Origin of the sequence: Halioxenophilus aromaticivorans, assembly GCF_042850945.1 — a bacterium.
GTDB lineage: Bacteria > Pseudomonadota > Gammaproteobacteria > Pseudomonadales > Cellvibrionaceae > Halioxenophilus > Halioxenophilus aromaticivorans.
In genome coordinates, this window is sequence record NZ_AP031496.1 from 1,510,005 (window position 1) to 1,533,557 (window position 23,553).

Annotated in this window: 17 protein-coding genes and 2 pseudogenes; 13 read left to right on the forward strand and 6 right to left on the reverse strand. The window is 50.5% G+C overall.

Features of this window, described 5'->3' with window-relative positions; genetic code table 11:
* Window positions 1-92: 92 nt before the first annotated feature.
* The 3 genes and pseudogenes from ACGHM3_RS06555 to ACGHM3_RS06565 form a co-directional block, all read right to left on the reverse strand.
* Window positions 93-490 (reverse strand): annotated as a pseudogene (locus ACGHM3_RS06555) (MerC domain-containing protein).
* Window positions 491-504: 14 nt separating this feature from the next.
* Window positions 505-966 (reverse strand): transcriptional repressor, encoded by a 462-nt coding sequence (locus ACGHM3_RS06560; protein WP_345427428.1) that lies wholly within the window; start codon window positions 964-966, stop codon window positions 505-507.
* A 7-nt stretch (window positions 967-973) separates the two neighbouring features.
* The gene (locus ACGHM3_RS06565) at window positions 974-1,579 is read right to left on the reverse strand and encodes a DUF2796 domain-containing protein (protein ID WP_345427430.1); all 606 of its coding nucleotides are present in this window, start codon (window positions 1,577-1,579) and stop codon (window positions 974-976) included.
* Window positions 1,580-1,936: 357 nt separating this feature from the next.
* Between ACGHM3_RS06565 and ACGHM3_RS06570 the strand changes: the two genes are divergently transcribed.
* The 3 genes from ACGHM3_RS06570 to ACGHM3_RS06580 are packed head-to-tail and all read left to right on the forward strand — an operon-like array spanning window position 1,937 to window position 5,366.
* Window positions 1,937-2,668, forward strand: coding sequence for an ABC transporter ATP-binding protein (locus tag ACGHM3_RS06570; RefSeq protein WP_390518227.1), 732 nt, complete (start codon window positions 1,937-1,939; stop codon window positions 2,666-2,668).
* Window positions 2,665-4,101 (forward strand): DUF3526 domain-containing protein, encoded by a 1,437-nt coding sequence (locus ACGHM3_RS06575; protein WP_345427432.1) that lies wholly within the window; start codon window positions 2,665-2,667, stop codon window positions 4,099-4,101. Before ACGHM3_RS06570 ends, ACGHM3_RS06575 begins: the two co-directional genes overlap by 4 nt.
* The gene (locus tag ACGHM3_RS06580) at window positions 4,098-5,366 is read left to right on the forward strand and encodes a DUF3526 domain-containing protein (protein ID WP_345427434.1); all 1,269 of its coding nucleotides are present in this window, start codon (window positions 4,098-4,100) and stop codon (window positions 5,364-5,366) included. Before ACGHM3_RS06575 ends, ACGHM3_RS06580 begins: the two co-directional genes overlap by 4 nt.
* An 86-nt stretch (window positions 5,367-5,452) precedes the next feature.
* Here the strand turns inward: ACGHM3_RS06580 and ACGHM3_RS06585 are convergent, their stop codons facing one another.
* Window positions 5,453-6,229, reverse strand: a complete 777-nt coding sequence (locus tag ACGHM3_RS06585; RefSeq protein WP_345427436.1) for a TSUP family transporter — start codon at window positions 6,227-6,229, stop codon at window positions 5,453-5,455.
* Between the two features lie 242 nt (window positions 6,230-6,471).
* On the opposite strand from ACGHM3_RS06585, the gene ACGHM3_RS06590 reads away from it, so the two are divergent.
* The 4 genes and pseudogenes from ACGHM3_RS06590 to ACGHM3_RS06605 all read left to right on the forward strand — a co-directional run.
* Window positions 6,472-7,065: a DUF1826 domain-containing protein gene (locus ACGHM3_RS06590; protein ID WP_345427438.1), complete on the forward strand. Its 594-nt coding sequence runs from the start codon at window positions 6,472-6,474 to the stop codon at window positions 7,063-7,065.
* Window positions 7,066-7,120: 55 nt separating this feature from the next.
* A complete protein-coding gene (locus ACGHM3_RS06595) occupies window positions 7,121-9,490 on the forward strand; it encodes a TonB-dependent receptor domain-containing protein (RefSeq protein WP_345427440.1) in 2,370 nt (789 codons plus the stop codon).
* 64 nt (window positions 9,491-9,554) lie between these two features.
* Window positions 9,555-10,910, forward strand: coding sequence for a 5-methyltetrahydrofolate--homocysteine methyltransferase (locus tag ACGHM3_RS06600; RefSeq protein WP_345427442.1), 1,356 nt, complete (start codon window positions 9,555-9,557; stop codon window positions 10,908-10,910).
* Between the two features lie 132 nt (window positions 10,911-11,042).
* A pseudogene (locus ACGHM3_RS06605) lies at window positions 11,043-11,333 on the forward strand (aminopeptidase); the annotation flags it as partial.
* A 73-nt stretch (window positions 11,334-11,406) separates the two neighbouring features.
* On the opposite strand, the gene ACGHM3_RS06610 reads toward ACGHM3_RS06605, so the two are convergent.
* Window positions 11,407-13,578, reverse strand: coding sequence for a 4Fe-4S binding protein (locus ACGHM3_RS06610; RefSeq protein WP_345427446.1), 2,172 nt, complete (start codon window positions 13,576-13,578; stop codon window positions 11,407-11,409).
* Window positions 13,579-13,746: 168 nt separating this feature from the next.
* On the reverse strand, window positions 13,747-14,703 hold the full coding sequence (locus ACGHM3_RS06615; protein WP_345426144.1) for an IS5 family transposase: 957 nt from the start codon (window positions 14,701-14,703) through the stop codon (window positions 13,747-13,749).
* 331 nt (window positions 14,704-15,034) lie between these two features.
* Between ACGHM3_RS06615 and ACGHM3_RS06620 the strand changes: the two genes are divergently transcribed.
* The 6 genes from ACGHM3_RS06620 to ACGHM3_RS06645 all read left to right on the forward strand — a co-directional run bounded on the left by ACGHM3_RS06620 (window position 15,035) and on the right by ACGHM3_RS06645 (window position 23,503).
* Entirely contained in the window at window positions 15,035-17,557 is a 2,523-nt protein-coding gene (locus tag ACGHM3_RS06620; RefSeq protein ID WP_345426273.1) for a TonB-dependent receptor, read from the forward strand.
* A 368-nt stretch (window positions 17,558-17,925) separates the two neighbouring features.
* Window positions 17,926-19,104 (forward strand): porin, encoded by a 1,179-nt coding sequence (locus ACGHM3_RS06625; protein ID WP_345426276.1) that lies wholly within the window; start codon window positions 17,926-17,928, stop codon window positions 19,102-19,104.
* Between the two features lie 43 nt (window positions 19,105-19,147).
* The gene (locus ACGHM3_RS06630; protein WP_345426278.1) at window positions 19,148-20,665 is read left to right on the forward strand and encodes an aldehyde dehydrogenase family protein; all 1,518 of its coding nucleotides are present in this window, start codon (window positions 19,148-19,150) and stop codon (window positions 20,663-20,665) included.
* Window positions 20,666-20,940: 275 nt separating this feature from the next.
* Window positions 20,941-22,002 (forward strand): ABC transporter substrate-binding protein, encoded by a 1,062-nt coding sequence (locus ACGHM3_RS06635; protein WP_345426280.1) that lies wholly within the window; start codon window positions 20,941-20,943, stop codon window positions 22,000-22,002.
* Window positions 21,972-22,793, forward strand: coding sequence for an ABC transporter permease (locus ACGHM3_RS06640; protein WP_345426282.1), 822 nt, complete (start codon window positions 21,972-21,974; stop codon window positions 22,791-22,793). Before ACGHM3_RS06635 ends, ACGHM3_RS06640 begins: the two co-directional genes overlap by 31 nt.
* Complete coding sequence (locus ACGHM3_RS06645) at window positions 22,787-23,503, forward strand: ABC transporter ATP-binding protein (protein WP_345426288.1); 717 nt, start codon at window positions 22,787-22,789, stop codon at window positions 23,501-23,503. The genes ACGHM3_RS06640 and ACGHM3_RS06645 overlap by 7 nt, the downstream gene beginning before the upstream one ends.
* The last annotated feature ends 50 nt before the right edge of the window (window positions 23,504-23,553 follow it).

Consider the following 23,553-nt stretch of genomic DNA (forward strand, 5'->3'; position numbering starts at 1 on the left):
AGTTATGAAAAAGAAGATTAAGGGTAATGTTATTGAATGTATGAGTTGCATCACTGGATTGCATGGCAACCTTTTAGGCCTTTTGTTTACGGTTAGTGGTCACAATGGCAGTGGCTTTGTTGGCACAACCGGAAGTTTTTAATGTGCCCAATGGCTATCAGGCTAGCCCCCGCCAGCGATAACGACTTCTCGGTAAATTCACCCAGAAAATCGTGCCCTAAAACTGCCGCCAAGCACATTAATGCTATGCCAAACGCGCCAAAGATTAATACGGTTCGGTCACCGTGCTGCCGGCAGCCCAGTGTTAAGGCTACGATGCTGGTGGGTATTACGGCCAACAATAACCATAGATGAAACTCTCGCTGGCGAACACCGTGGCGGTTAGCGTTGGCGTAAAGGCCAGTAACGCAGGCAATAACAGGCAATGTGCTGCGCAAGCTAACGATAAGCCAACGGCGGTTTTATCTATGTGGGTGCTATTGAGTTTCATGGTTTCCTTAGGGGTTAGGCTGCGCGCTCTGCGCAGTCCTGGCAGACACAGTGCAGTTCAAGCTGTGGGCTTTTTAGTAGGTAGCCTGCTTGTTCAACACTGTTTTGCAATGTGTTAATCACGTTTTTCTTAACACCAATTTCGGCCACACTGCCGCAATCATCACAAATAAGAAACTGCGGTACCTCATGGGCGTGGTCGCAACTGATGTGGGAACAAGCAACGTATTTGTTCGCCAGCTTCAGTTTATGCACCAGGTTTTCTTCTGATAAAAAATCCAATATGCGATACACCGAGGTGGGCGGAGGGGCTTCGTCGAACTCAACTCGTAGGTAGTCGATCAAATCATAGGCGGATAGCGCTTTTTTGGACTGTAGCAGCCCGGTTAGCACGCGCTTACGCTTTTCTGTGAGATTGGTTCCTCGTTGCCGGCAGCTGGCTTCGGCGTGGCTTAAGATCTGGCTAATATTCGGCATCACATCGTTACCTTATTTGTATTTTGTCCCGGCTATTATCCAGCGTTGACGCGCCTTGTCGACTGCCTATCACCCATTGAGCGTTTAACTGGGTGATTGCCGGAAAATTAGTCAACAGTTGGGTGGTGATGGATTCCAACTCAGCCACACGTTTGCAGGTGTAGTTGTAGGTGACGATGACGTCTGCATGGTTCTCATCGTGATCCTGATCGTGGTCATCTTCATGTTTAGCGTGGTGCTCGGCGCCTGAATCCAAAGAGGAGAAGTCCGCATCAATCGAGTCTGATTCGCAATCGCTGGGTTCAGGCTTGAACAGGTTTTTGGTTAGCAGGATTTGCTTGGCTCTGTTGACCGCTCGCTGTTGCTGGGGGCTCTGGGCTATTTCCTCAAAGCCGGTGATATTGGCGGCAGGGGATCGTAACTGGATTTGCAACTGGCTGCTTTGGGCCACAATCAACAGTTCTGCGTGGTCATGCTGGTGTGGCGCTTTGCTGTGCTGGGCCAGTACAACCTGGGTGCAAAGCAAACTAGCTCCTATGAGTAACGCCACCCAGCCGTAACGCAATGGTCGTTCGGCAACGTGTGTCGTTGTGGAGCCGGGTAAACGAATCATAATTAGCAGTGCTCTATCTGAGGCAGGCGCAGTGCCCAACGGGTTACTTATTGGGGAGGGGGCTAGCTTGCCTGTGCATCTCACGCAAAAGCCTTCTGGTTCCCTCTCTGGACGCGATTAATCATCTTGACTGTGGATGATATAACGTATCATAATTTCCACCATCGGGTTAGGCAAGCACTAAAGCTCGTAGCTAAACGTCTTTTTAGGCGGTCAGCGTGATTGGTTGCTTGTTTAGGTAGTCCAATAGGCACCGCGCTTATAGAGACGTTTTGAGTGGTTGTACAAACGGCCCTATGGTGCTGATACCCAAATATGAATCTTGGCCTTGTGTCCAGTGTTGATTTGGTTTTTGAAATGATGGATGTAGGCAATATGAAGTTGCAAGCGGATGAATTGCGCGTAGCGCGAGGGGGAAAGGAAATCCTGCACGGGTTGTCTTTTCATGTAAGTGCGGGGGAAGTATACGCCCTGCTAGGCGGCAATGGTGCTGGTAAATCCACCACATTGTTGAGTTTTTTGGGGTTTATAGAGCCCACCAGCGGCGCGGTAAACGTAAATGGGCAAAGTGTTACCAGCAATTTAACCCAAGCGCGCAGTGCCATAGCCTACCTGGCCGAAGCCGCCAAATTGTATGAGCATTTAGATGCGCGAGAAAACCTAACCTACTTTTTGCAATTGGCGGATAAACAGGTCGACAGCAACGCCATAGAAGCCGCGCTGGATCGTGTTGCCTTGCGAGGGGATGCTCGCGGTCAGCGTCTTAAGGGTTACTCTAAAGGTATGCGGCAGAAGGTGGCCATCGCCCTGGCAATTTTGCGCGATACCGACATTTTACTGTTGGATGAGCCCACCTCCGGATTGGACCCAACCGCCATTGATGAATTTCACCATCTGGTACGCGCTTTGGCCGATGCTGGCAAAGCGATTTTAATGGTGACCCACGATGTATATGGGGCCTGCCATGTGGCAGATAAAATTGGCCTGTTGAAAAGTGGCAACCTAGTGGGTGAGTTCACCGCCGAGGCTGGGCAATCTATCGACACAGAACTGGTTCACCGCGCCTTTGCACAAAAGGATGCCCCATGAGCCCTGTGTTATTAATCGCCAAGGATGAGTGGCGTTATTGGCTACGGTCTAATTTGGCCGTTTACAGCGCGCTATTGTTTTTACTGCTGTTGGTGGTGACCAGCGTAATTACAGTGAGCGAAATTCACAGTAAAGCCCAGCACCTGGAGCATGATCAAAACCAAGCGGAAGAAGCCTTTGTAGACCAACCCGCCCGTCATCCGCACCGTATGGTGCATTACGGGCACTATGTTTTCCGTACCCCGTTGCCTTTGTCGTTGTTTGACCCAGGCTTGGATGCCGTAACCGGCAAGGCGATTTTTTTAGAAGGGCATCGACAAAATTCTGCCACCTTCTCCGATTCCGCCGCAAGCGCCGAGCTGGGTGGTTTAGCTTGGCTCACGCCCGCCGTTGTGTATCAGTTATTTGCCCCTTTGCTGATTATATTATTGGGCCACGGCGCCATTGCTCGTGAGCGCGAATCGGCCACGTTAATGCCCATGCTGGCACAGGGCTTGGGTGGCAGAACCCTACTGCTGGGCAAGTCGCTGGCATTACTGGCGGCCATTTGTGTGTTATTAATCCCTATGGTTATCGCTATGGGAATTGCGGTGGCCAATGGCGCGTTGTTTTCAGCATCGATTTCTTTGCTGGCCATTTATTTTATCTATTTGTGTATTTGGGGTGTGCTAACCCTATGGGCGTCTAGCTTAATGCAAAGCCGGGCCACGGGCTTAGCAAGCCTTGTGTCGGCTTGGTTGTTGTTTAGCTTGGTTATGCCAGCGGCACTAATCAACTGGGTGGCTAAGCAGCATCCCATGCCGGGCAAAATTGAAACCGACATGGCAATGCTTGAGGAAGCCCGTAAGTTGGGCGATGGTCACAATGCTAACGATCCAGCGTTTGCTCAACTACGAGCCCAATTATTAGAGCAGTACGACGTAGAAAACGTGGAAGACCTACCAGTTAACGTGCGCGGTATTGTGGCGCAATACGGCGAAGAAAAACTCACCAAAACGCTGAATGAATACGCCCAGCAGCAAGCTGCCGGTGAAGCAAGGCAGGCGCAGTTGTTACAGAATATGAGCTGGCTATCGCCCACCGTAGCGCTGGGGTTGGCTTCTCGGGCCATGGCGGGTACGGATTTACACCATTATCAATTGTTTTTAAAAGCCGCGGAGCAATTGCGGTTTGATTTTGTGCAGGGCTTAAATAAATTGCACGCCGAAGAAGTGACCTACAACGACGATGTCAATAAATACGGCTCTGCCGAACAACAAGCTCGGGCAAGAGTAGACGCCAGCAACTGGCGGTTACTGGATGAATTTGAATTTCACCCACAGGGGACATCAGCGCGCTGGGGCCAATCAACCGTAACCTTAGCGGTGTTGGTGGTTTGGTTGCTAGGGCTAACCTCAGCAATGTTTTTCCAGGCTGGGAGGTTGCAGCGATGAATTTGATGGCAAATATGCGGCGGGAATCCACTCTGATGCTGCGCGACCGCGCCGTTATTGCATGGGCAGGGGTGATTTTTTTGCTAGCGGTATACGCCGTTTGGGTAGGCATGGCTGAAGTAAAACAGCAGCGTGAGAGCATCACTTGGTTGCTGCAGCAAGATACCTTAGAGCGCGACGCGGCGCTCACGCATCAATCGGATTACGGCGGTGTGGCTTATTACAGCTTTCATTTAACCTATGACGAACCGTCTAACCTCGCCTTTGCAGCAATGGGATTGCGAGACGAAACCGCCTGGAAGCACCGGGTACGTATGCTCGCCTTGGAAGGCCAAATCTACGAGCGCGATGCGGGTAACCCGGTGTTTGCGTTGATCGGCCGGCTAGATTTTGCGTTTTTAATGGCTGTGGTTTGGCCCCTAGCGCTCATTATGCTGTTGCACGATCTTAAATCCAGTGAGCGCGTTGCCGGGCGTTACAACCTGTTGGTAGCCACGGCGGCGCAACAGAGCGCTTTGTGGGTTTCGCGGGCGTTACTTCGGGCGGGCTTATTGTTGGTTGTGGCGGTGCTGCCGTTTGTTACCGGGGCATTGCTCTCTGGCGCATCGCTACTGGCAATCGTGTTGGTGTTGGCCATGGTTATTATTTACGCCGTGTTTTGGTTGTTGGTGTGTTATTGGTTGGCCAGTTGGCAGCAACCTTCGCCTACCATTTTGGCGGCCAATCTCGGCGTCTGGTTATTACTCGCGGTGGTGATCCCTTTAGCTGGCCGCATTACCATTGATCAACTAGTGCCACTGCCCAGCGGATCAGAAATATTAATGACCCAACGCGAGGCGGTAAACGATGCTTGGGATTTACCCAAGCAAGATACCTTTGATGCGTTTGTTGCCACCCATCCACAGTGGCAGGAGCAGGCCAAGGTTGGCCAAGGGTTTCAGTGGGATTGGTATTACGCCTTTCAGCAAGTTGGCGATCAAAAAACGCAAGCCTTATCCGATGCCTATCGCGATGGCCGCTTGCACAGGCATGCTCTTGCGGGGTTGGTGGCGTGGGTTGCACCACCGGCATTGCTTGAGCGCAGCATGCAGAGGATTGCCCAAACCGATTTGAAATCAGTCATTACCTACGAATCTAAAATACGAGAATTTCATGCGCAACTACGGCAATTTTATTATCCGTTATTGTTTGGTGATGGCGCCTTTGATGCAGACAATTTGCAACAAAGGCCTAACTTCTCCTTGACCCACTCTAACGACAGTTAGGTGGTAAGTCTTAGCCCTCGTTTTTGCAGCAGCAGCGTTTTAGGGGGCTTTTTTTATTTAGCGGTTCTTGTGCTGTTTGCGGCATTTTACAACCACAAGAACCACTCTGGGTGATCTTGCCAGAGCAAGCGAAGGGACATAATCAGCGATACCGCCACCAACAGTGGGCGCACCAAGGCAACTCCCTTGCGCAGAACTAAGCGAGAGCCTATGGACCCACCAATAAATTGGCCCACAGCCATGGCGAAGCCGATAGTCCAAACTACGTGGCCGCCAAAGGCGAAAAACAGCAAGGATGCGATGTTAGAAGTAAAGTTGAGCAGTTTAGTGTGCGCCGTTGCTTTTACCATGCCATAGCCCAGCAGTGACACATACGCAATGGCAAAGAACGACCCCGTGCCAGGCCCGAAAAAGCCGTCGTAAAATCCGATGGCGGTGCCGAGTACGAAAGCAAAGCTTCTGTGTGAAAGCCGCTGGTGGCTGTCTTCATCTTGGATGCGAGGTGAAAACAAAAAATACACAGCGAAGCTGGCGAGTAGTACCGGCAATAATTTATTTAACACAGAAGCATCAATAAATTGTACGCAGATGGTGCCCAAGGCCGACCCGGCGAAGGTACAGGCAATGGCAAGCTTGTTTTGCTTTAAGTTGATGAGGCCACGTTTAAAAAAATAGGCCACAGCAGCGAAGGAGCCAAAACAGCTTTGTAATTTGTTGGTGGCTAACGCAGAGGCTGGCGGCAGCCCCGTGGCGAGTAACGCCGGAATGGTAATCAGGCCACCACCGCCGGCGATGGAATCAACCGTACCAGCGCACAAACCCACTAGGGCCAGAACCAGCAGGGTGGTTAATTCGACTTCCATGGTCATCCTTAAATGACCTGATACTAACATTTTGTATAAAAAGTAAGTAGTGGGTAGCGCTTATCTCACCTACATAGCAACGCAACAGGGCACCGTTTTAGCTTTAAAAATCAGTGGCCCATTGTTAAGCGGTGGGGGGCTAAGCAGTGGGGATGCGATGGCCGGTTAAATAAGCTCAAACCGTATGTTCTACGTACATTCTGTTAGATATGATATATCATAACTATGTGGAGAAAATTACTGTGCAAGCTTTAACTGCAGCAGTCAACCAGCCTCCAGGCGCTGTGTATCACTCGGAACCCGAAATATTGGCAGAGATATACCAGCACAGCGTCAATATGGCCTGTTGGCAAAGGGACCTGTCAACCAACGTTTCTGAATTCGCAACATTTTTAGTTAATAGCAGCCCGGATTTTCAGCTGCGTAGCGGTGTGCGGGTAGACGCCTGCGCCCAGTGGTTGGAGCGCAGTCTGCCAAGCCATGCAGCTAAATCCGAATTTATAGAAGACGTTAGCCTGCTTACGGATATGTTCGCCTGCTTGTTTCAGTTAAATGAGGTAGGCGTGCGATTGGCGGTGTTGCACTGCGCTATGTGCCCAAAATTCCATGTGGATTATGTGCCTTGCCGCCTGCTGTGTACCTACGCCGGGGTCGGCACACATTGGCGCAGGGCCGAGCAAGGCGACGACGAAGGATATCAACAATTGTCCCAGGGCGACGTTGCCTTGCTCAAAGGAGAAAACTGGGAAGGCAACGAAAATTTCGGATTGATTCATCGCTCACCCCAGGCAACGCCTGCCACTGGGCGGGTAGTTCTGTCCCTGGATTTTGCGTAACAACATTATAAGGCAGCGTTGATGAGCGCAGCCGTAGTACTAACTGGAGTTAATAATGAAACTTAAGGGAATTGCTGCACTGATCGCCCTGGCATCCGTCGATGCTGCGGCGCTGGAAGGTGTGGTTGTAAACGCAGCTGGAGAAGCCATCGCCGGCGCTGAGGTGACTTCCTATAAAAATAAAACCACGGTAACCACTGGTACTAATGGTGAGTTTTATTTTCAAGGCGAGCCCGGCGAATTGCATTTTGATGCAGCAGGCTTTAGCCATAAAATTGTTCATACCGATGATCGCGTAACGCAGAACGGGCGTGTCACCGTAACGTTAGCGCCTACTGTTATCGAACAGGTTGATGTCGTCGGCCTACCCATTCACGCCTCTACCATTGAATCTGCCATACCCGTGGCGGTGCTTACCGGTGATAGTCTGCGCGAGCAACAAGCAGCAACCTTGGGTGATACCTTAGTTCGTCAGCCCGGGGTAAATTCAAATTTCCACGGTAATGTGGCCAGCACGCCCATCATTCGTGGATTAAGTGGCCCGCGAGTTCTAATCACCCAAAATAATTTGGATGTCAGTGACGTATCGCGAGTTGGTCCAGACCATGCCGTATCCACCGAGGTGTCTACTGTCCAGCAAGTCGAAATTTTGCGGGGCCCAGCAACACTGTTTTACGGCAGTGGTGCGATTGGCGGCGTGGTCAATATTGTGGATCAGCGCGTGCCGACCGATTCGGAAACCCGTGGCGAGTTTTATGTTGGCCACGAGAGCGTCAATGATCAAAAAGCGGCCTCTTTCAGTGGCCTCACCGGGGGCGATAGCTGGGCCATATACGGCGACGGCTTTTGGCGCGAAGCCGACGATTACGAAACACCGGAGCCCGCAGAAGAGGGCAGTGACAGCACAACCGTGGCTAACAGCAGTGAAGAGTCCAGTGGTTACACCTTGGGCGGCAGCTATCTGTTGGATAACGGCTACATAGGATTATCCGTGGGCCGTTTGGATCGCGAATATGGTATTCCTGGCCACAGTCATGGCGAAGAAGGTGGCGAGGAAGAATCGGTTCTGGCCGAGCTGGAGCAGGATCGTTACCAATTGCAAAGTGAGTTCGAGATTGCGAGTTCTTGGCTGCGCAGTATTCGCACCAGTGCCGCCTATACCGATTATACCCACGCGGAAATCGAAGCGGGTACTGTCGGTACCACTTTCTCTAACGAGACCACCGAAGTGCGCATGGATTTAATGCATCAAACTTGGCACGACTGGCAAGGCGGTATCAACCTGCACTATAAAAACAGCGAAGTCGCGGCCCTTGGCGAAGAGGCTTTCACCCCGCCGTCGGAATCCGAAACCTTCGCCATAGCGTTAATGGAAGAGCGTCACTTTGGTGACTTTCTGGTTCAGTTAGGAGCACGAGCGGAGCAGGTCACCATAACCGCAGACAGTGTGCTCTTGCCAACCATTGAGGCCCATCTACACGATGGCACGGAGGACGATGCCCACGATCACGACCACGCAGGCGAAGCCAGTGTTACTCGTGTGTTCGACGTTGAGCACGAATTTACGCCGGTGAGTTTATCGGCCGGTGTGGTTTGGGATTTTGCACCCGGTTACAACCTTGGTGTTTCTTTATCCCGTGCCCAGCGTGCGCCATCGGCTGCAGAATTGTTATCTTTTGGCCCGCACATAGGTACCCGAACCTATGAAATTGGTGCATTGTTTTTAGAAGACCTTTCTGGCGATGAAGCCGAGTTTGCGCTCTCCAATGCCGATATCCAATTGGAAACCTCCAACAATATCGACTTAACCTTCCGTAAATTTGAAGGCGACCTAGGCATCGTATTAAACCTCTTTTACAACCAAGTAGACGACTACTATTACCAACGCGCAACCGGCTTATACACCGAGTTTAGCCATGATCACGAGCACGACCATGATCACGCCGATGGCGATGAAGAAGAGCACGCTGACGAATTGCCGATTTACATTGGCGCCCACGCCGATGCGGATTTCTACGGCTTTGAAGCACAGGGTATTTTAAAACTTAGCCAAGCCTGGCAAGCCTCGGTGTTTTCCGATTACGTAAGAGCGAAATTGGCCGATGGCGGCGACCTGCCACGTACGCCTCCCAAGCGATTTGGCTTTGATATTGATTACCAAACCGGGCCTTGGAGTGCCAATGTCAATTGGACTAACTACGCAGAGCAAGACAAGGTCGCAGCGCTTGAAACCAGCACCGATGATTACGATTTATTGGCTGCCAGTGTGACCTACCGCTTGCCCTTTGCCGGCAATGCGTTGGCGCTCTTCGCCAAAGTTGAAAACATTACGGATGCCGAAGCGCGAGTTCACACATCGTTTATTAAGGATGTAGCGCCATTACCCGGCCGTAATTTCCGTTTAGGCCTGCGCGGGTCATTTTAATTTCACATAGGACGTAACTGTACTGCTGGCTATTTGCCAGCAGGAATTAATACTAAGAGCTATTATGAATTTTTATAAAAAACAATTGTTGGCGTTTTCTGTAACCCTGGCCTCAGCGGCTTTACTCACCGGCTGTGGCGATGCAGAAACCAATATCGTCGAAAACGAGGCCATTGTTGAAGAGAGTGAGGAAGAGGTCGGTGAAAGTGATACCTCCAGCGGCAGATTATTTTTGTTGGATAAAACTGCGGTGCAAGCCCATGTTTACGATTTAAGCACCACGGATTTACTAGCCACCATCCCGTTGGATGCCCTACCCAGTGCGGTGTATGCCTCGGGGGACTACCGTTTTGCCTCATTAATTGAGCGCACGGAGGATAAAGTTGGTTTTGTCGACGGCGGACTTTGGCAAGAGCCACACGATGACCACTACGACACCTATTCCACCACGCCTGCGTTAATGAACAACAGTCTCACCGGCTCCCGTCCCACTCACTTTGTGCGCCACGAGGGTAAGGTTGCTGTATTTATGGACGGAGATGCAGCCACCGGCGCCGTGGCCGGCGTGCAGGTATTTGAAGATCATCACATCGAGGATGCTGAGGCGCCCGCCACATTAGAATTTACTATGAATATGCACGGCGTTGCGGAGCCACGCGGTGAATATTTAATCTCTACCATTCGCCGTGAGGATGCGCTAAGCACCTCAAACAATTTTATTCTTCCGGATCAGGTGGGTGTTTATCATTTGCACGACGAAGAATTTGAATTAGAGCAAACCATCGACCTGCCTTGTCCAGATTTGCACGGTGCGGCTCAAAACGAGAGCCATGTTGCCTTTGGTTGCAGTGACGGCATTTTGGTATTAACGGATAACGGCGACGGTACATTTGCTGCCGAAAAACTCGCCAACCCAGATGATTTGGAAGATGGACTGCGAATTGGCAGCCTGTGGGGCCACTACGACAGCGGCCAATTTATTGCTTTGGCTAGTGCCCACGGCGGTTCAACTTCTCAGTTATACGCTGTAGACCCTGACGAAGGTGAAATTGAGGCCATCGATTGGCAGCCAGAAGATGGCGCCAGCGCCGTGGCTCGTGGTTTTGGGTCTGCTGCGGAACAGTTTCTGATTTTGGATGATCAAGGCTACCTAACCGCGGTGGAGCCCCACGATGAAGGGGATCACACCCACTGGGAATTCGGCGCTCGTTTGGATATCTCGGAAGAAGACGTGAGCACTATGCCGGATGGTGAAAGTTTCAGTATGACCTTGGCTCGTAATGGGCATTTCGCCTACGTGGCGGATCCCATTGCGCAACATGTTTTGGTGATTGATTTGGGCTTGCTTGAGATCACCGGCGACATAGAAACGGACTTTGTGCCCAGTTCGCCTACTTGGTTGGGAATCGCCAGCGAGTAAATACAGTGGTTTCAGCGCGGGCAGGTACCGCGTTGAAACCCTAGTGCGCTTTCAGGGCCTGATGCAACCGGTTATCAAAGGCGCACCTTAATTTAACCCCATCAGTTTACGTTAACCAAGCGACTACTCCTTATGCCCCGTGTATTAGCCAGCAATCTATTACTGTTTTCCACTGATACTTCTGCCGCAATAAAGCAAACAATAGGCGATTTTGAGGATAAATTCCGGCAACTAAATGAAATACTGCCTCCCCTCAATACCTATCGCAATGCCGCCGGCGAGCCCAGCCACGCCTATTGGCAACAGCAGGTGAATTATCGTGTTGAAGCCACACTGGATGAAGAAACGCGGCACTTCAGTGCCAGCCAAGCCATCACCTATGTAAATAACTCGCCGGATACGCTGAAACACCTGTGGTTGCAGTAGATTATTAATTCCATAAGACTCAAACCAGAATCAATCCAATAACCAGCTCGAGGCGGTTATTGATTGAACGCTATTCAAACACCTGTACGGCCTGAATTTGCTCGCGTTGCTGGCGTTTTTTCTCAACCCTGGCCGGCGCACATTGGCTATCGTCGCGTAAAATTACCACGCATTCCAGGCACTGAATGCATTCGTCGTAGTCAATTTTGCCACTGGGCTCAATGGCGTTGATGCCACAGCGATGGTGGCACAGTTGGCAGGGGGTACCGCACTCCTTGCGGCGGCTAAGCCACTCAAAAATGTGCAGTTTGCCCACCACGGCTAAACCAGCGCCTAGGGGGCAGATGTAACGGCAGTAAAATTTGTGCACAAATAACCCCAGCCCCAGCAGTGCAATGGCGTAAAGCACAAATGGCCAGTAGCGCACAAACACCAAAGTGATGGCGGTTTTAAACGGCTCTACCTCGGCCATTTGTTCTGCCAAGCGTAGGGAATAAAACGACATGCCCACCAAAACGATTAGAATAACGTATTTTAACCACAGCAACCGGCGGTGCCAGCTGGGGGTTATTTTCCACTGTTTAATGCGCAGTTTTGTGCCCACCCAGGCTACGGCTTCTTGCAGCGCGCCAAACGGGCATAGCCAGCCGCAGAACAAACCTCGCCCCCAAATCACTAAGCTAATGGCGGTGTAAACCCACAATATAAAAATGATGGGGTCTAGTAAAAATACATCCAAACTAAAACCGTTATAGATTTCTAAAAGCAGGGTGTAGATGTTCACCACCGAAAGTTGGCCCTGGGTATAGAAGCCAATAAAAAAGAGGGTAAATGCCAAATAACCCCCACGAAACCACGCAAACAGCTTGGCTTTTTGAGTGAATTTTTCTTGGTAGACGAACACAACGGTAAGTACGGTTAGGCCCAGTAAAAGCACCAGAATGTCCGCGGCTCGGTTTTCCCAGATGCGTTGCCAAAGTGGTTTATTTTGGCTTTGGTCGACCTCTGGTAGTATGGCCTCATTGAATAATTTTTTAGGCAGTTGGTAGTTATCGGTAAAGGTCGCGCTATCGCTGATTAAATGATTGCGCGGTAACGTTAGGTTGAGGTTGAGCGCTATTTCGCCACTGGGATCTAAGCCGGTTTGGCTGTTGATAACAAAGACGTTGATGTTTTCTACGTCCTCATATTCTGCTGGCAATAGACTGTTGCTGTAGGAATAAAAGTTGATATCGCGCATGGGCATGGAGAGCCCTTCCTGGGTGATGCTGATGCGGTTAGGTACGGTTCCGGGCCGAAATTCATCCTCTAAATAAGACAATATCCCCCGGGAAAACACCATCAGCGCGTGTTGGCCCGGTTTAAGTTTTTCAGTGAGGCGGGCAAATTCCTGCTCGCCAAGTAAATTACGGCCAATGATTGGGCTGTTAAGGTAGGCGTAATAAATATCTAAGCCATCTTCTGGGTTGTAGTCAAAATTTAAATCCACCGCGTAGCTGTCTAGGCTTTGCCCAAGCTGTGCTTCTAGCATGTCTGGGGCTATGTGCCATCGCTTCAAATACCCCAGCTGCAGCAGCTCCTGCCAGGGTTTGGGCTCATAGTTATCGGTTATAGCTGTGGCCGGTGGCGATTGAGAAAAACCATCTAACATGGCGCGCGCAACCTGCAATGACGACGACAAAATTGTGTCGTTAATGACAATTACCGACACCGTAGCCTTGGTGACACCGTCAAAATACGCCGTACCGTCGGTACCGGTTCCAGATTTTTTACCGCCAACGATGATGCGGTCGGATACTTTACGGCCAGGGTATTGGTTGACAAATTCCAGCAATGGTTCTGGCCCGAGGCCGTGTAGAAATATGGGCTCGTGGTGGTGGATGATTTGCACGCCTTCCAGCACGCCAGCGGTATTGATACCAATGAGTAGGTTCACTCGGTCGCCGGAAAACCCCGGTAAGTCAACGAGGTCGTTACTTTCAAATGCGTAGCCTAAAAGCTCGTTGAGCTGGTATACCGGCCAAGCCGGTGGGTGTGCGAGCTTTTCATCAAGGCGAGTGGCTTTCGGGAATATTTCGAGAATTCTGTCCTCAATGGCGGTGTCGCGGAAGATTATGTCGTTCTCAGCCCATGCAGGTGTGGCGCGGATAATCGCAAGGCAGATTAACAAAACAAGCAGCCAATAGTAGGTGCATAAACAGCGGGCAGAACGAGATAGGGTTACATCAGATTTCGTAGGCACCACAGAAGACTCTTTTATATAGGAAGTTATTATAGGAACGTCTGATTAACCCAAGAATTAGCTTTCGTTGCGACTTAAATACGGAATTTAATGACCTTTACAGCTAACGAACTCGGTTATTACCACCGCTTCTTAGGCGATGTGCTACTTTCAGGCATACCTCGCCTGCTAAATGGCCAACAAATGCCGTTTGGCAATCACTAAATTTGCCAAAGCGCATTTCGTAAATACTGCCTGTGCGTTCTTTTCCAAGCCTTTATATCGAACTTTGCGATACCCGAATTGGTTTTTGATAACACCAAATAGGTGCTCAACGCGTGGTCGAATCTTGGATTTATGACGATTCGCTTTACGCTCTTTTTCGCTCAATGGGTGATTACGCCGTCCACGCCTATGCGTAAAATCAGCAGCATCTTCTGCATTGGCTTTTATTTGCGCCTTTTGGCCTATGTACGCGGAATCACCGTAGACTCGCTTCTCGTTACCGTGTAATAAATCGCCAAGTACTTGCGAGTCATGGACGCTTGCGGAAGTGACCACGACAGAATGAATTAGCCTCGTTTGGCTATCTACGCCAATGTGCGTTTTCATTCCAAAATACCACTGATTCCCTTTTTGGGTAGACTCCATGTCGGGGTCTCGGTGGCGCTCCTTATTTTTAGTGGAGCGTGGTGCATCGATAATCGTTGCATCGACAATGGTGCCACGGTTGAGTTTAAGACCATTTTCCTCAAGATACACATTCACTAGCTGAAATAACTCACCGCCTAAATTATGACGCTCCATCAAATGACGAAATTTGCAGATTGTCGTTTCATCCGGTACAGGCTCTTTGCCTAAATCGATACCGACAAACTGGCGCATGGCGCGCGAATCGTACAGCGCTTCTTCCGCGCCAGGATCGGATAGCTCGAACCAGTGCTGCAAGAAGTGTATTCGCAGCATTCTCTCTAACCCAATCGCTGGACGACCACCTAGTGCTGATGCCTTCGGATAAAATGGCTCAATCGCTTTACAGAGCTCTACCCAAGGAAGAATCTCGTTCATTTGCTCCAGAAATAACTCTTTTCGAGTCTTCTTACGATACTTTTCGAATCCACTGGCATCTAGGCTTTGCTGTTTCATGTTTTCGTTGGGCTCAAGTTCGGGTTCTGGATATTATTGCATTTCTGGTGGGTAAATCAGAGTGTCCTATATTTTCTGATGTTAGCGCTGGCGGTTGTGATAACAATGGTTCAGCTGGATGAGGGTTTTCATACTTTGGTAGGTGTTGGTCGGGGTGGCAAAAGGCCAGCTGAACGATTGAGAGGCCATGCAAACGAATGCTGGCCCGCGAAAGTAGGATTTACCCGCACGCGAGAGAGGCTCTACTATACGGCGAATAAAAAGTGCCGATATAGAGCACACAAAATGCCGCTCAAGATAATAACGATAACCTTATATAAGAGGATAATTTGTGACACACACAAATCTGCCCAACCGCTTTTTTTATAAAATTCCGTTATCTTGCGCCATTGCTCTAATAGTATCTTCGGTTAACGCCCAAGCGAAAGACGACAGAGAAGCCATCGAAGAAGTCAGTGTGGTTGCTGCCACGCCGTTGCAAGGCCTAACTGCTGACTTGTCGCGGTTGCCCTACGCGGTGCAACGCGTCATCGGTCAAGAGCTGGAAGAATCCGCCGCGCTGAGCATCACGGATTTTGCCAATAATCAGATGTCGAGTTTTTCCATAAACTCGGCGCAGAATAACCCCTTGCAACCGGATTTACAGTACCGCGCCTTTACCGTGTCGCCTTTATTGGGTTTGCCCCAAGGGCTGTCTGTGTATTCCAACGGTGCGCGTTTAAATGAGCCCCTGGGCGATGCCGTTAATTGGGATTTGATTGCCACATCGGCCATTGCCGAGATGACCGTGCACGGCGGTGCCAACCCTGTGTTTGGCCAGAACAGCTTGGGTGGCTCACTCGCTATTGTCACCAAAAATGGATTTAACTATCAGGGTAATTCCCTATCTGCTTTGGCCGGGTCCTGGGATAGAAAACGTGCCAGCTTTGAATCTGGCGGTAACAACGGTGAGTGGGGTTACTACGTTAACATCGACGGCTTCGAAGAAGACGGCTGGCGCGATTTATCGGAATCCGAAGCCACCCGCTGGTTGGGTAGTGTAAGCTGGCGCAACGATGATGTATCCGCCGCCAATTTGACCTACCAAGGCGGCGACAGCGATCTCACCGGTAATGGTGCCTCTCCAGAAGGGCTGTTAGCCATAGACCGCGAGGCGGTATTTACCGCGCCGGATACCACGGCCAACGAAATGAACATGGTTACGTTAGATGGCTATCACTTTTTCAACGATAACACTCAAATTGCAGCGGTGGCCTACTACCGCGATATCGAGACCAAAAGCTTTAATGGCGACGCCTCTGAATTTGAAGAGTGTACCTTTGCCAGCGGCCAAGAAATTCTGCTCGAAGAAGCCGATGAGTTAGAGGATTTATTTGAGGATGAGCTGGGCATCGACCTCGACGGCATCTGCGAAGGCGGTAACCCCAATATCAACGATTTCGACGATCTTGAAGAATTCATCGAAGACGCCGCTATTGCCGCCGGTTTCGACCCAGAGGATTTTGAACTGGAAAACGCCAGCGAAGATCTGCCTCCCGGAGCTGAGCTGAGCGATGAAGCCATTAATAACATCAGTACACGCCAGCAAGAGTCCTACGGGTTTGACGTACAGTGGACAGGTACCGGTGAGCTCTCTGGCATGGAAAACAGCTTGGTGGTTGGCTTGGGTTATTTTAGCGGTGATGCCGATTTTGAATCCGCCACCGAGTTGGCCGACCTAGACCCCATTACTCGCAGCACCGAAGGCCTGGGCACAGGGGTATTTTTGGAAGACCAAGAGGTAGACGTTAATGCCACCGTAGAAACTTCTAGTTTGTATTTGGCCAACACGCTGCAAATCAACGAACAGTTGGCGTTAACCCTAGCAGGCCGATTCAACCGCACGGAAGTCGTGTTGCGCGACCAATCCGGCGAGCGCCCAGAATTAAACGGCGATCATCGGTTTAGCCGGTTCAACCCATCGGTGGGTATTAACTACGCTGCTGGCGATGGCCAATTTTGGTATGCCTCCTACAGCGAGTCGTCCCGAGCGCCTACGCCTATTGAGTTAGCCTGTAACGAAGGTGTGTTTGAGGTAGCCCGTCAGTTTGCTGAGGCTCGCGGCGACGACCCAGACGACATCGATTTTGAGTGCCGCCTACCCAATGCGTTTTTGGCTGACCCGCCGTTAAAGCAAGTGGTAGCCAAAAGCCTGGAAGTCGGTGTGCGTGGCGGTGAGGATGGCCTGCGCTACAGCGCTGGTGCGTTTTTCACCCAAAATACCGACGATATTTTGTTCCAATCCACCGGGCGGGCCACGGGTTTATTTGCCAATGTGGATAAAACCCAGCGCCAGGGCATAGAGTTTTCGTTGAGTGGTCAAATTCAACGTGCCCAGTGGGCGGTGAATTACTCTTGGGTGGATGCCACCTTTGCCAGCGACATGATGGTACTGAGCCCTAACCACGATTTTGCCGATGAAGAAGGTGAAATTGCGGTGCGCGATGGCGATCGCATCCCAGGTATTGCGGATCACCAAATTAAGTTGTGGGGGCAATATCGGTTTACCGATGCCTTTAACACCAGCTTAGAGGTGGTTTATAACTCAAGCCAAGTGATGCGTGGGGATGAGTCCAACCAGCTCGATGAAGTGGATGGCTATACCGTGGTGAATTTTAACGCTCAGTACACCATCAACAACCAGATACGCCTGTTTGCTCGAGTGGATAACGTGTTTGATACCGAGTACGAAAACTTTGGCTTAATTGGTGAAGACCCCACCGAAGTGATTGAAGACTTGGATAACGACAGCGCGCGTTTCTATGGTGCCGGCACGCCAAGGGCTGCTTGGTTAGGCGTACAGGTTCACTTCTAACGCAACTACCAGCTAGAAAATTACCGAATGGTCTAAATTGTGCCCCAGAAATGGGGTTTTTTTTGGCCTGCAAAAGGTGTCACGGTTGATTTATGACCCTGTTTATTAATCTGCTTGGCGGCTATTTACTCGTAGATAAGCGTACACAAAAATTCATCCTAAAGTAGTAAATCCAACGGTGTAAATTACCGGCCCCGAAAGGATGGCTTAATAAGTCAGATCGGGCAATATTCCAGATTTCGCCTCCCGCGCATACTCTCCCCACACTTAAAGAGCACACATAACGCCGATAGGTGTTGGCTGTTGCAAAACAGTCGTCACCTTCTGCCACTCAAAGCTAACAATAATCATAGATATGAGGGCTTATAATGAAACCAACCGCCTATAAAACCACCACCACCAAATTGTGTTTAGCCATGGCCGCTGCGGTAGCTATGCCCGCCAGCGCCGCAATCACTTTGTACGACAAAGAAGACACTAGCTTTAGTGTTGATGGCTCATTTAACACCTTTTTGGTACGCAGCGATTCTGACAACGATTTAACCGGTAACGACCGCACCCAAGCTCGGGTAAAAATGGGTCTGTTGCCAAACTGGATTGGCTTTAACTTCAGCAAACAAGTTGGCGATCTTAAATTAGGTGGCCGCTCCTCGTTTTGGGTGACCATTAACGACAGCAACACTGGTATAACCAGTACTGGCATTGATGTTCGTCAGTTCTACGCTACCGTAGATGCCGATTGGGGGCAGCTATTAATTGGTAAAGATTTCACTCTGTTCAGTCGCTCAAATATCTTTTTAGATGAAATGCTGGCTGGTTACGGTTCAGTGAATGACACGCTTGGCTTAATCGATGGCCAAGGCGTTTCCTTCGGCCACATTGGCAGCGGTTACATCTATCCATTCCCTCACTCTCAAATTACCTACCGTTCCCCAGATATGGGCGGCTTTAAGTTGGCTTTGGGCATTGTTGATCCAGGTAACACCGCTCCAACCGACCGCGGTCCTGGTCGTTCTTCCGAAGAAAGCATGCCTCGCTTTGAAGGTGAATTGGCTTACAGCACTAAGTGGGACGGCGGCAGTTTCAACGCGTGGGGAGCCTTCTTGCAACAGGAAACCGACAGCGATATCGACGGAAGTGTCGAATCAACTGGTTTCTCTTACGGGGCCAAAGTGAAGTTTGGTGGCTTAGCGCTGCACGCTTCAGGTTTCACGGGCGAAGGCATTGGTTATTTGCTTGGTCCAGGCACCGATGCTGGCCTTGGCTTAGTTAACTTAATTTCAGAAGGTGGCGATGAAGTCGATAGCGATGGTTATCTGGCTCAGGCGTCATACTCAGTAGGCAAAGAGCGCTTCGTGGTTTCTTACGGTGAAACCGAAGTTGATACAAGCGCACCTTGGGAATCCGATACTACCCAGGTGGCTTGGTTTCATGCCTTCAATAGCAGCTTTACCGTAGTGGCAGAGTTCAACACCAACGAGATTAGCATCGGCGGTGTGGGCGAGGAGACTGACACTATTGGTTTGGGCTTAATCGTCAATTTCTAACGATTTACTATAACAACTATCCAAAAAAAATGGAGTCGCGATCATGATATACGCATTTCCCGGCGAAGCTGGTTCTTTATTTAGTTTCAAACAACGTTACGAGAATTTCATTGGTGGCGAGTGGGTACCTCCGGTAGCCGGTCGTTACTTCGAAAACACCTCTCCGGTCGATGGCCGAGTGTTGTGTGAAATTCCCCGCTCACAAGCGGAAGATATTGAGCTGGCGCTGGATGCGGCTCACAAAGCCAAAGACGCTTGGGGTAAAGCCTCAGTGACCGAACGCTCCAATACTTTGCTTAAAATTGCCGATCGTATTGAGCAAAACTTGGAAGTGTTGGCGGTAGCAGAAACCTGCGATAACGGTAAAGCCGTGCGCGAAACTCTGGCTGCAGACGTACCTTTGGCGGCGGATCATTTTCGCTACTTCGCAGGTTGCCTGCGTGCCCAAGAAGGCACCATGGCAGAAATCGACCACAACACCGTAGCCTATCATGTGCATGAACCGCTGGGTGTTGTTGGCCAGATTATTCCTTGGAACTTCCCGCTGCTGATGGCAGCTTGGAAATTGGCCCCTGCATTGGCAGCAGGTAACTGTACTATCCTAAAGCCAGCTGAGCAGACGCCTGCGTCTATTCTGGTTCTGGCCGAGCTGATCGCTGATCTACTGCCTCCAGGTGTATTAAACATCGTTAACGGCTTTGGCCGTGAGTGTGGCCAGGCGTTAGCCACCAGCAAGCGCATTGCTAAGATTGCTTTCACCGGTTCTACCCCAGTTGGTAAGCACATTTTGGCGTGTGCCGCTGAAAACTTGATCCCATCCACTGTAGAGCTGGGCGGTAAGTCTCCGAACATCTATTTCGAAGACGTAACCAAGCAAGAAGACGAGTTCTTAAGCAAAGCGGTTGAAGGTACTGTATTGGCATTCTTCAACCAGGGCGAGGTTTGTACCTGTCCTTCACGTGCGTTGATTCAAGAAAGCATTTACGACGAGTTTATTTCTCTGGTTGTTGCTCGCACGCATCAAATTAAGCGTGGCAGCCCATTGGATACCGAAACTCAGGTGGGTGCACAGGCTTCTAACGAGCAGTTCGAGAAAATCTTAGGTTACCTAGAATTAGGTAAGAAAGAAGGTGCCGAGCTTCTGACCGGTGGTGGCCAGGCGACTGTGGACGGAATGACTGGCGGTTACTACATCGAGCCTACGTTGTTCAAAGGCAACAACAGCATGCGCATCTTCCAAGAAGAGATCTTTGGTCCTGTTGTGGCTGTAACTACCTTTAAAGACGAAGCCGAAGCTCTGGCCATTGCGAACGACACTATGTTTGGTTTGGGTGCCGGTGTGTGGACTCGCGACATGAACCGCGCTTACCGCATGGGTCGTTCTATCCAAGCTGGTCGCGTCTGGACTAACTGTTACCACGCATACCCTGCCCATGCTGCCTTCGGCGGTTACAAGCAATCTGGTATCGGTCGTGAAACTCACAAAGTGGCGTTGGATCACTATCAGCAAACCAAAAACTTGTTGGTTAGCTACGATATCAACCCACTGGGTTTCTTCTAAAAAACGTTTAGCGGCTCGATTCCGGGCCGCCTTTTGTTTCTCTCCTGGCATAGGCTGGCATGAGGTGACTCAACCGAAGCTCTCTCTCTTCGGTCTCATGTTGGCAACATGCTGCTTCGCTTGAGCTTAGGCTCTTTTAGCCCAGGGTAACACCTGGGCTCCTTGTCTCTCCATTTGCTATTTCTATTGCCATTACTCGTTCTAAAGTAGGATTTCTCCCCGCAGTTGGGAGGGGTAGCATCGGGCCATAACTATTTCAATAATCGAGGTTTATCGTGCGTTGGCAGTTGCACAGCTTATTCTCACTATTGCATTTCTCATGGCGCCTATGGGCATTTTGGATTTTATTCGCTCTTTGTGCCCTGACGGTAGCGACGGCTGCCGATAGAACCTACGCCGATAGCAAATCAAAAACCAATATCGACACCATTAAAGTGGGCGTGCTGCAGTTTGGTACTGTTCGCTGGGAGTTGGACGTTATAGAGCGTCATCACATCGCGGCGGAGCACAACGTAAACATACAGGTTACGCCCTTGGCATCTAATCAAGCCACGCTGACCGCGCTGCAGTCTGGCGCCGTGGATATCATTGTTGCCGATTGGATTTGGGCTGCCAGGCAGTATGATTTTGGCCGAGAATTTTCTTTCTATCCTTATTCCAGTTCTGCGGCTTCACTGATGCTTGCTGCTGACAGCGGCATTGAAAGTTTTGCCGATCTAAAAGGTAAAAAAATAGGTGTGGCTGGCGGGCCGGTAAACAAAAGTTGGATTTTGTACCAAGCCTACGCCCGTAAACATCACCAAATGAATTTACAGCAAGATGCCGTGATTAACTTTGCTGCGCCGCCTATCCTTAATGAATTGGTACTCAAAGGTGAATTGGATGCGGTTATCAACTTTTGGCATTTCAGCGCGCGCTTGGAACAGCGGGGGCTAAAACAACTGGTGGCTATGGATCAGGTGTTGGCCAGCTTAGGAATTACAACGCCTACGCCTGTATTGGGATGGGTATTTAAGACTGATTGGGCCGAGCAACACGCCGATGTATTAAACCGATTTATTGCTGCGTCCTACCAGGCTCGGCAGCGCTTATTAGTGAATGACCAAGAGTGGCAGCAACTAACGCCGCTGACATCGGTAAATAATGCCCAGCTAAGAGACTTGCTACGCGATGGCTACCGCGCAGGAATTCCACGCCAATGGGGGCCAGAGCAACGCAGCGCAACGCAGCAGCTTTTTAACGTATTGCGCAATGAGGCCGGAGCCGATCTTGCCGGCCAGCTAACCGAATTACCCGGAACATTATTTTGGAAAAATTCAGTCCTGCCAGCACAATGACGGCGCCCGTTATTAAGAAGACTGCCCCTCAGGGCAGTGCCGTTGCCGCTTGGTTGTACTCGCCACGGGTGCTTTCTGTGGTGATATGGCTGTTGTTGTGGCAGTTGGTGGTAACAATTTTACAGCCGGAATTACTGCCTGCGCCCACTGCTGTATTTGAATCCCTATGGCAGCATGCTGTGCGAGGCGATTTGGTGAGCCAACTGGCCGTTACTCTGCGCCGTTTAGTCATCGCTTTTAGCTTGGCATTACTGCTAGGCATGGTGTTGGGTTTGGCTATGGGACATTTTAAGCGCCTTAACGATTGGCTCGACAGCATACTCACCTTGATGCTCAATATTCCCGCGTTGGTCACCATTATTTTGTGTTTAATGTGGCTTGGCTTAAATGAAGTCGCAGCGGTGACGGCGGTGGTGATGAATAAGCTACCCAACATGGCGGCAATCTTCAGAGAGGGCGCCAAGGCGGTGAATCGCGAATTACTGGAGGTGGCTAAAGTGTATCGCTTGCCGGCCAGTAAAGCGTTGTTCAAAGTGTATTTGCCGCAACTAGCGCCGTACTTTTTGGCCGCGGCGCGCACTGGCCAGGCATTGGTGTGGAAAATCGTGCTGGTGGTGGAATTGTTGGGTTGCAGTAGCGGGGTAGGTTTTAAGCTGAGCGTTTTTTTCCAAATGTTCGATATTACCAGTATATTGGCTTACACCCTGGCATTCGTGGCAATCATCTACAGTTTTGAGTCGTTTATATTGCGGCCTTGGGAACGGCGAATTAACCGGTGGCAACAATGCTAACGGTGGATATTCATCACAAGCGGTTTGCCGGCCAGCCAGATGTCATTCGTGGCTTGACCTTTAGCGTTCGAGAGGGCGAGCAGCTTGCTCTGATGGGCCCGTCTGGGGCGGGGAAAAGCACACTGCTGAACATGATCGTTGGTTTGGATTGCGACTATACCGGAGCAATAACTGGCCACGGCCAGCAAAAGGTCACTCAGTTGTTCCAAGAGCCTCGCCTCATGCCATGGCTCACGACCATGGAAAACGTTCTATTGGTGGCCGATAACAGCCCACAAAGCCGTGATAGAGCGTTGCAGTTGTTGCAAGAAGTCGGCTTGGCTGAGCAAGCCAGTCTGTATCCGGGGCAGTTGTCCGGTGGTATGAAAAAGCGGGTGGCGCTGGCACGCGCGTTTATGCCTGCGCCGTCACTGCTTCTGATGGATGAACCCTTTGGCTCGTTGGATCTACCTACAGCCCGGGCTCTGCGAGCATTGGTGCAGCGCCTATGCCAGGCCCAAGGCACCACCCTAATATGCGTAACACACGATTTAACCGAAGCGGTGACCCTAGCCGACCGCTTGTTGTTTTTCAGTAAAGAACCCATGACCCTGGTGCTGGATAAAGACATTTTCTCGATGAAAGCTAAGGGATTGGGCGAGGAGGGAATTGATCACTGTTGTCAGGCGATATTGCAGCACCACCCTTGTATATTAAGGGGCATTGCCTGAGTGGCGCTTGTGCCTTGTTACCTCAAGGTATTCGGAGTAGTCTGCTGCGT